Origin of the sequence: Synechococcus sp. 63AY4M2 (assembly GCF_002760475.1) — a bacterium.
Classification (GTDB): domain Bacteria; phylum Cyanobacteriota; class Cyanobacteriia; order Thermostichales; family Thermostichaceae; genus Thermostichus.
Genome location: NZ_AXUX01000001.1, coordinates 2,674,847 through 2,682,856, shown reverse-complemented (window position 1 = coordinate 2,682,856; position 8,010 = coordinate 2,674,847). Strand labels below are relative to the sequence as shown.

Here is an 8,010-nt window from a genome sequence, read left to right as displayed (position 1 = left end):
TCGCCTCAAGGTGTGGAGACACACCCCAAAATAATCCGCCGCTTCTCTCGGTTTTACATACCTAGCCATACCAAGCAGCCATACTGAACATACTGGGCATTATTTTCAGTATAGTCCAGCATATCATTGACTAGAGTCATGCTCCACCCCTGCCTTGGAACAGAAGCCGGGGATTACAGGGTGAGCGGCGCTTCCAAAGTCAGATTAAACGACTGGCCGGGGCGCAGCACCACCACCTGGGGAGCGGTTACATTGCCCACCACCACGCCAGCCACTGCCCCGCCTAGAACATTGCCCGCCGAGACGCCGCCGCTGATGGCTCCCAAAAGGGTGCCTGCGACTGCCCCGATGGCTGCATCCTGGGCGATGGCCTCAGCCGAATACTGGCGGGGATCCTTCTCGTCGTGGAGGATGCCGGAAGAGGCCTGCAGGCTATAGGTGCGACCGCCGAGGACGATGGAGGTGGCAACAAAGCGGGATCCGCCCGGTGCCGGTTCCATTTGCCCAAAAACGCGGCTGCCCGCCGGGATCACCAAACGCCCCTGGTTGTCGAAAATGTTTTGCGTGACGGCCACCTCCAGCGGGTAGATGGTGTCGGGGTAAAAGTATTGCGGCCCTTCGCTGCTGAGGCTGCCGACGGGAATAATCGTCCCCTGCTCAAGGCGGTAGGCACCCAATTGGAAAAGCGGCTGGGCCTCTCCTGGCAAGGGGGCCAGCAGAGGGATCCCTGCCAAACCGATCGCGGCTGCTGCTAAGATAGCTTTCATCCAGAAGTCTCCAATTCTCCGAAGTTCTGCACGTGCCCGCGGCCTTTTCGGGCCGAGGTTTGTCCTTTTGCGGTTTTCTCTACACTTCCAGGTTACCCAATCCCAGTTCCGGTTTCCTTTCCGACTCGAGTAGCTTGGTTTTCAACTTTGGGCAGTTTTGAGCGGCCTAGGTGGCCAGTGAGTTTTTCAGACAGGCTCAAAAGTGCTGGAAGGCCTGCTGGCGGCTGAGGATTTGCCCGTCCTGCAACCGCACCGTCCCCTGCGGATCCCAGCCGGTTACTTCCCCAATCCAGGCGGCTCCTGGCAACTTTTCCAACAGATGCTTGGCCACCGACACCTCGGCACTGAGAAGCAGCTCAAAGTCTTCGCCCCCATAAAGCGCCCACTCCAAAGCTTGGGCCGGGAACGCCTGGCGCAAAGCCACCGAAATCGGGATCCGCTCCGCCGCGATCCGCGCCGCTACCCCACTGCTCTGGCACACCTGCACCAGGGCGTCCGCCAAGCCATCGCTGGTGTCCATGCCGGCCAGGCGCAGAGGACCGGGGAGCGCTTCCAAAAGGGACAGAACATCCAAGCGCGGGCGCGGGTATTGGTGGGCTCTGATCAACTGCTGCCGCTGTGCTGCCGTGGCTGAGGATCCCTGTTCGGGATGGAGCAGCAGCTCCAGGCCGGCCCGCGCGTCGCCGTGGGGCCCTGTGACCACCAGCCAATCGCCCGGCTGAGCCCGTCTGCGCTCAATCGCCCGCCCCGGCTGCACCGATCCCAGGGCCGTGATCGCCACAAACCGCTGCGGCGACCGACACAGATCCCCCCCCACCAATTCTGCTCCCCAACGGGCACAGCAGGCCCGCATCCCTTCGTAGAGCTCCTCTACCCAAGCCACCGGCGTGGATCCCGGCAGGCCCAAGCCCACCACCAACGCCCGCGGACGGGATCCCATCGCTGCCAGATCCGAGAGATTGGCCGCCACCGCCCGCCAGCCCACCGCGTGGGCCGGGGTTGTCACGTCGCTAAAGTGAACCCCCTCCACCAAGACATCGGTGCTCACCACCAACTGCCCCTCAGGAGCGGGCAACACCGCCCCGTCGTCTCCCACCACCTGGGCAGGACAGTAGCGCTGCACGATCTGCAACAGCCCCGCCTCGCCGATGGCCGAGATGGGCGTGGGAGAAGAGCTGCTCTTGGGTTGAGGGAAAAAGTCGGGAAGATCGCTGAACAAAGGAGCCCCTGGCGGATGCACGCAGCCAAAAACCTATGGTTGCAAAATGTTAGGGGCAGTTGGCGCCGGTCAAGCCCAAGCCCCTACTCGTCCAAAGATTGGACATTTTGCACAATTCGAGAGAGCTCGTTCTTCTCATCCACATTGATGCGGGTCGGGGATCCGCTGATAATCCGCTCGTAGCCGCGGAAGGAATCGCGAATTTGAATCCCCGAATCCGAGATGAGGTACTCGCGGATGCCCTTGTCATGCCAGGATCCCCGCATTTTAAAGACGTTGAGCGCCCGTGCCATCTCGCCGCGAATCTCCACATACTGCAGCAGAATGATTGTGTCGGTGATGGTGGAGATGTGCGACTCGGTAATGGAATGGGATCCCATGAATTGATCGGTGGTGTTGGTGAAAAAGCCGGTGATCTCCTCCTGCTTGGCCAGGCCGGTTACGCCGATAACAAACTGTCGAAAAGCATTTTGGCTCACACCCCGCGCCAGCGCCGACAGCGAGTCGATGGCCATGCGGGAGGGCTTGAAGGCCATCATCTCGGTTTTGATCTTCTGCAGGTGGTCTTCCAGGCCGGCGGACTCGGGGTAGGCGCAGATGATCTTAAGGAGGCCTTGCCGCTCAAACTCCTCAAAGTCGATGCCCCAGGAAGAGGCATTGCGGGCAAGCTGGGCCCGCGACTCTTCGTAGGCAAACAGGATGCAGCGCTCCCCATTTAGGCAGCCTCGCTCGAGGAACTTGCTCACCAGCGAGGTCTTGCCTGTGCCGGTGGCGCCGGTAGCCAAGATAATCGAGTCTTTGAAAAAGCCACCGCCGCACATCTCGTCCAGCTTCTCGATGCCGGAAGAGACGCGCACGTTGGAAGAGCGCTGCGTCAGTTGCATCGCTCCCAGCGGGAAGATGTTGATCCCCTCGTTGGTGATGGTGAAGGGATATTCCCCCTTCATGTGGGTGGTGCCCCGCAGCTTCAGGATCTCGATGGTACGCCGCCGCTTCTCCCCCTCCAGGATGTTGCGCAGGATCACCACGTTGTCGGAGACGAACTCCTCCACCCCATAGCGGGCGATGGGGCCGTACTCCTCAGTGCGCTCGGTGGTCATGACCGTGGTGACGTTGGCCTGCTTGAGGCGGGCTGTCAGGCGAAACAGCTCCCGCCGCACCACGCCCGCCGGCTCATACTGCTGAAAGATGGCCGTTACCGAGTCGATGGCCACCCGCTTGGCTTTGTATTTGCGAATGGCATATTGGATGCGCTCGATGAGGGCCGACAAATCGAAATTGCCGCTTACCTCGTAGCCCTCCGGATCCGGCGAAGCATCCAGAATAAAGAGCTGCCCCTTGTCGATGAGGGCCTGCAGATCCCAGCCGAAGCTGGCGGCGTTGCGAATGATGTCGGCAGGGGTCTCCTCAAAAGTAACAAAGATCCCTGGCTCCTGGTACTTGACAATGCCGTTGTAGAGAAACTGCAGGGCAAACAGAGTTTTGCCGGTGCCGGAGGTACCGCTGACCAAGGTGGTGCGGCCCAGGGGCAGCCCGCCGTGGCTGATGTCTTCAAAACCCTCGATACCCGTCTGTTTTTTCGGGATCCCCCGCGGCTCGGGCCCGCCCAGGAAGTAGGTCGATGGGATCCCCTCCGCGGCGTTACCTTGCAGCTTTTCTGACTCAGAAGGTTCCAATGGTTGGTTCATGCCCCTCTCTCCCCTAAAACCTGTCCTAAGCCTCTTCGTCCAATTCTTCGTAGAGCAGATCTAGGCCGATGAGCACCTTCTCTCGGTTGGACAGATCGCCGATAATCTTCCGCACCGGCGGCGGCAGGATTTTGGCCAGGGTCGGTGTTGCCAGGATCTTATCTTCCTCTGCCAGTTGCGGATTTTTCAAGACGTCGATGACTTTCAGGCTGTACACGCCGCGGAACTCTTTTTCCAGAATGTCTTGCAAGGTGCTGAGGGCGCGCAGAGAATTGGGGGTATTGCCCGCCACGTAGAGCTTGAGGACATAGGCTTTGCGAGTGGACATAACCTAGGGATCCCTTGGGGCAGATTTGGGAATGGAGCGGCGGTACATTTCGCTCAGGTGGGCCATCACGTCGATGAGAGTGAGGCGGTAATCCAGCAGGATCTCTTCGCTGCGACCCTCCAGTTTTAGTTGTTTGGCAAAATCCTCCATTAGGTTCATGTGCAGCTCCAACAGTTGGGCGGCGCCGATGTCGGCAAAAAAGGCAAGGGCCACCAGCTCGTCGATGCGGGCATTGACGGTCTCAGGAGATTGAAAATACTCCAGGACAATAGCCTGGTAAAGGTTACGCAGCCGCCGCATGAGGGCCTGCTGCTCGTCGGGGGGCAGGTGGCGGTAGAACAGCTCCGGATCCCGATGGTAGTACACGCCGGCGTAGCCAAGGCGTTCCCGCAGCTTTTCCGCCAGCCGCCGCTGCTGCTGGTGCGTGTAGAGCAGGTAGGGCTGATCCTTGGGGTGAGGGTTTGCTGCAGGCAGGCTGCAGGTGGGGGAAATCTGGAGAAACAGGGCAATGGCTCGGTTGATCAGCAGCTCCAAGGGAGAAGCAGAAGGAGTGGCCTGGGATCCCTTTGGCGGCAACAGCTCTGACGGCGAGACGAGGCGAACCAGAGTGGCGTTGTGGTAGAAAAACCGCTCCCGCTTGAGCAGAGCTCTCGCCCCCGGAGGAACAGGGGGGGAGGACGCTTCGCCGGAGCGGCTGGCGCCGCCTTCCGGTTTGAGCTCTTCCGACACAATGGCCACCACTGTCGGCAGCAACAGTCCCTGCTTGCAAAGCTGACAGCCCAACGCCTCCAGCTTGTCCAGCCGCGTCGCTTCCACCAGCAGCACCAGGCAGTCCGGATGGTTTTCCTCCCCTCGCAGAGCCTCCAGAAAGGCTTCCGGATCCTGGAAGACCTCAGCCACAAAGCGTTCTGGCGACAACAAAGCCTCTGCCGCCAGCGGCTCTCCAGCAGGCGGCTCCCAGTCGAGCAAAAGGCTGATGTGCAGTGGGTGGGTGTCGGGCTTCAATAAGGATAGAAAACGATAAGAACCGCCTTCGATCTTAAATCTTAAATCTTCTTAAACCTGACCGGAATCTGCCTTGGCCTTCAGAGTCAGCCAAGGGAGACTCAAAGAGAGCGTGCCATTGCCGCCTACACTAGGGGTGAAAGGCCTCTGGGAGCCCTATGGTGCCCCTGATCATCGATTGCGACCCCGGCCAAGACGACGCGGTGGCCCTGCTCCTGGCGATGGCTTCGCCGGAGCTAGAGGTGCTGGGCATTACCACGGTGGCCGGCAATGTCTCTGTGGAAAAAACCAGCCGCAACGCCCGGCAGATCTGCGAGCTGGCCGGCTGCCCGCAGATGGCAGTCTATGCCGGCTGTCCCCGCCCGCTGTTGCGCCCGCTGCAGACTGCCGAAGAGGTGCACGGCAAAAGCGGGATCGACGGGGCCAACTTGCCGGAGCCCCAGATGCCGCTGGGATCCCTGCACGCCGTGCAGTACCTGATCGAGACCTTGATGGCGGCGCAGGAGCCGGTTACCCTGGCGCTGCTGGGCCCGATGACCAACTTGGCAGTAGCCCTGGTGCAGCAGCCCCGCATCGTGGAGCGCATCCGACGTCTGGTGTTCATGGGGGGATCTGCCTTTGAGGGAAACACCACCCCGGCCGCCGAGTTCAACATCTTCACCGATCCCCATGCTGCTCAGATCGTGCTCAGCGCCGGGATCCCCGAGGTGGTGATGCTGGGCCTGAACGTTACCCAGCAAGTCCTCAGTACGCCGGAGCGGATCGAGCGGATCCGCGCCCTCGGCACGCGGGTAGGCCAGACGGTGGCCGACATGCTCGCCTTCTACGGCAAGTTCGACATCCGGCGCTACGGCCTGCCGGGGGGGCCGCTGCACGATCCCTGTGTAGTCGCCTACCTGCTGCAGCCGCAGTTGTTCGAGCTCAAGCCCTGCTACGTGGAGGTGGAGACGGCTAGCCCCCTCAATCTGGGCCGGACGGTGGTGGATCGCTGGGGGCTGAGTGGCCGCCCCGCCAATGTGCAGGTAGCTTTTGGGGTGGATGCCGAGGAGTTTTACCGCCTGCTCACCGAGCGCTTAGGCCGCTATCGGTAGTCGAGGTCGTCAAGGAGGTCGAGGTGAACCCTACCAGCCCAGTCCTAGTTCCCAAGCCGGCGTGGCTCAACCTGCCCACCGCCATCACCTTGCTGCGCCTTGGAGGGATCCCTTTGATTCTGCTGGGGCTGGGCCTGGGATCCCCGCTGGGGCAAGGGCTGGCTTTCTGGGCGTTTTTGCTGGCGGCGGCAACTGATTGGCTGGACGGCCACTTGGCCCGCCGCTATGGGCTGGTGACCGATGTGGGCAAGGTTCTGGATCCCCTGGTGGACAAGCTGCTGGTGCTGGCCCCGCTGCTGAGCCTGCTGGAGCTGGGGCGGATCCCCGCTTGGGGAGTGTTTTTGTTGGTGGGGCGAGAGCTGGCCATCGCCGGCTGGCGGGCCAACCAAAGCCAAATCCGCGGCGCCAATCTCTGGGGCAAAGCCAAGACGGTCGCCCAAATCCTGGCCATCGCCCTGCTGATCCTGAACTGGCCTATCGGGATCCCCTGTTTTTGGGTGGCGGTGGCCCTCACTCTGATCTCGGGGTTGACCTATTTGTACACCGACCATGCCACGCCGGACGCCTCTGCCGGCAAGGAGAGACCCCCTGCCTGATCGCGTCAGCGGGACGGAGTCCTCTCGCGTCAGCGGGACGGAGTCCTCAGACCCCACCCCTGAGCAGCGTATCCTCGGCCTCGACCCGGGGTTGGGGACGGTGGGTTTTGGCTGCATCCTGGCAGGTGCCGGCGGACTTCGCCCCCTGGACTACGGAGTCATCAGCACCCCTGGGGAGCAATCAATCCCGGAACGGCTGCAAACCCTCTACGAGGATCTAAAGGAGCTGCTGCGCCAGTTTCAGCCCCATCAGGTGGGGTTGGAAAAGCTCTTCTTCTACAAAATGGGCAACACCATCCCCATCGCCCAGGCGCGGGGGGTGATCCTACTCGTCCTGGCCCAGTATCATCTGGTGCCGGTGGAGTTCACCCCTGCCCAGGTGAAGCAAAGCCTGACGGGCTACGGGCGCGCTGACAAACAGGCCGTGCAAGCCGCCGTGGCCCGCGAGCTCAATCTGCCCAGCCTGCCCCGCCCCGACGATGCTGCCGATGCCCTGGCCATCGCCATCACCCTTTGGCACCACCGCTTTGCTTAGGAATCGGTCGGTGTGGCTCCGTCGAGATCGCTAAACTAGACTCAGTAGCGCAAAAAGCAAAGCCTTATGCCTTCCTCTTCTGTGGACGTACGTGAGCTACCCCTGTTTCCCCTGCCAGAGGTGGTGTTGTTTCCGGGCCGCCCCCTGCCGCTGCACATTTTCGAGTACCGCTATCGCATGATGATCAACACCATCCTGGAGACGGATCGCCGTTTCGGGGTGCTGATGTTCGATCCCCAGACGGGATCCCCGGTGCGGGTGGGCTGTTGTGCCGAGGTGTTGCAGGTACAGCGGTTGCCGGATGACCGCATGGACATTTTGACCTTGGGGCAGCAGCGCTTCCGGGTGTTGAACTACGTGCGGGAAAAGCCCTTCCGGGTGGGGCTGGTAGAGTGGATTGAGGATGAGCCGACCACTGCGGATTTGCAGGGCTTGGTGCAGCAGGTTTCCACCCTACTTCAGGATGTGGTGCGCCTCTCCGGCAAGCTAATGGAGCGGGAGACGGAGCTGCCGGAGCGACTGCCCACTACCCCGATAGAGTTATCCTACTGGGTTGCCAGCCACTTTCACGGGGCTCCCCGGGAGCAGCAAGCGCTGCTGGAAATGGTCAGCACCGAAAATCGCCTGCGGCGGGAAGCCGAGATCCTCGAGTCCACCCGCAAGCACTTGGCCGCCCGCACTGCCCTCAAGGATTTGTTCTCCGAAATCTCCTAAAATTTCTTGGGATCGCTTGAAAGACGCAGGCCACGGGGGAGTTGTCAGCCGTTCTGGCGCTCGCGTT

9 protein-coding genes and 1 pseudogene are annotated in these 8,010 nt (G+C 61.4%); 4 read left to right on the top strand and 6 right to left on the bottom strand.

Translation table 11 applies throughout. The annotated features are described in order from the left end of the window. The 6 genes and pseudogenes from SYN63AY4M2_RS13665 to SYN63AY4M2_RS11930 all read right to left on the bottom strand — a co-directional run. Positions 1-69: pseudogene (locus SYN63AY4M2_RS13665) on the bottom strand (IS607 family transposase); the annotation flags it as partial. A gap of 104 nt (positions 70-173) precedes the next feature. Further along, entirely contained in the window at positions 174-767 is a 594-nt protein-coding gene (locus SYN63AY4M2_RS11950; RefSeq protein ID WP_011430720.1) for a hypothetical protein, read from the bottom strand. Positions 768-963: 196 nt separating this feature from the next. Next, complete coding sequence (gene thiL / locus SYN63AY4M2_RS11945; protein ID WP_011430721.1) at positions 964-1,986, bottom strand: thiamine-phosphate kinase; 1,023 nt, start codon at positions 1,984-1,986, stop codon at positions 964-966. Positions 1,987-2,069: 83 nt separating this feature from the next. After that, positions 2,070-3,674: a circadian clock protein KaiC gene (kaiC, locus tag SYN63AY4M2_RS11940; RefSeq protein ID WP_011430722.1), complete on the bottom strand. Its 1,605-nt coding sequence runs from the start codon at positions 3,672-3,674 to the stop codon at positions 2,070-2,072. 25 nt (positions 3,675-3,699) lie between these two features. Beyond that, the gene (kaiB, locus tag SYN63AY4M2_RS11935; protein ID WP_011430723.1) at positions 3,700-4,002 is read right to left on the bottom strand and encodes a circadian clock protein KaiB; all 303 of its coding nucleotides are present in this window, start codon (positions 4,000-4,002) and stop codon (positions 3,700-3,702) included. A gap of 3 nt (positions 4,003-4,005) precedes the next feature. Further along, the gene (locus tag SYN63AY4M2_RS11930; protein WP_240527350.1) at positions 4,006-5,007 is read right to left on the bottom strand and encodes a circadian clock protein KaiA; all 1,002 of its coding nucleotides are present in this window, start codon (positions 5,005-5,007) and stop codon (positions 4,006-4,008) included. A gap of 158 nt (positions 5,008-5,165) precedes the next feature. On the opposite strand from SYN63AY4M2_RS11930, the gene SYN63AY4M2_RS11925 reads away from it, so the two are divergent. The 4 genes from SYN63AY4M2_RS11925 to SYN63AY4M2_RS11910 all read left to right on the top strand — a co-directional run bounded on the left by SYN63AY4M2_RS11925 (position 5,166) and on the right by SYN63AY4M2_RS11910 (position 7,943). Then, the gene (locus tag SYN63AY4M2_RS11925; protein WP_011430725.1) at positions 5,166-6,098 is read left to right on the top strand and encodes a nucleoside hydrolase; all 933 of its coding nucleotides are present in this window, start codon (positions 5,166-5,168) and stop codon (positions 6,096-6,098) included. 23 nt (positions 6,099-6,121) lie between these two features. After that, on the top strand, positions 6,122-6,694 hold the full coding sequence (pgsA, locus tag SYN63AY4M2_RS11920; protein WP_099813062.1) for a CDP-diacylglycerol--glycerol-3-phosphate 3-phosphatidyltransferase: 573 nt from the start codon (positions 6,122-6,124) through the stop codon (positions 6,692-6,694). Next, positions 6,648-7,229 carry a crossover junction endodeoxyribonuclease RuvC gene (gene ruvC / locus SYN63AY4M2_RS11915; RefSeq protein ID WP_099813061.1) on the top strand — a complete coding sequence of 194 codons (582 nt, stop codon included), beginning with the start codon at positions 6,648-6,650 and terminating at the stop codon, positions 7,227-7,229. The genes pgsA and ruvC overlap by 47 nt, the downstream gene beginning before the upstream one ends. Positions 7,230-7,295: 66 nt before the next feature. Continuing rightward, positions 7,296-7,943, top strand: coding sequence for an LON peptidase substrate-binding domain-containing protein (locus SYN63AY4M2_RS11910; protein ID WP_011430728.1), 648 nt, complete (start codon positions 7,296-7,298; stop codon positions 7,941-7,943). Positions 7,944-8,010 lie beyond the last annotated feature (67 nt).

What these genes read in the sequence shown, in the direction of transcription:
- kaiB (WP_011430723.1), bottom strand. Translation starts at nt 4,002, where the DNA reads ATGTCCACTCGCAAAGCCTATGTCCTCAAGCTCTACGTGGCGGGCAAT.
- SYN63AY4M2_RS11950 (WP_011430720.1), bottom strand. Translation starts at nt 767, where the DNA reads ATGAAAGCTATCTTAGCAGCAGCCGCGATCGGTTTGGCAGGGATCCCT.
- SYN63AY4M2_RS11925 (WP_011430725.1), top strand. Translation starts at nt 5,166, where the DNA reads ATGGTGCCCCTGATCATCGATTGCGACCCCGGCCAAGACGACGCGGTG.
- ruvC (WP_099813061.1), top strand. Translation starts at nt 6,648, where the DNA reads ATGCCACGCCGGACGCCTCTGCCGGCAAGGAGAGACCCCCTGCCTGAT.
- kaiC (WP_011430722.1), bottom strand. Translation starts at nt 3,674, where the DNA reads ATGAACCAACCATTGGAACCTTCTGAGTCAGAAAAGCTGCAAGGTAAC.
- SYN63AY4M2_RS11910 (WP_011430728.1), top strand. Translation starts at nt 7,296, where the DNA reads ATGCCTTCCTCTTCTGTGGACGTACGTGAGCTACCCCTGTTTCCCCTG.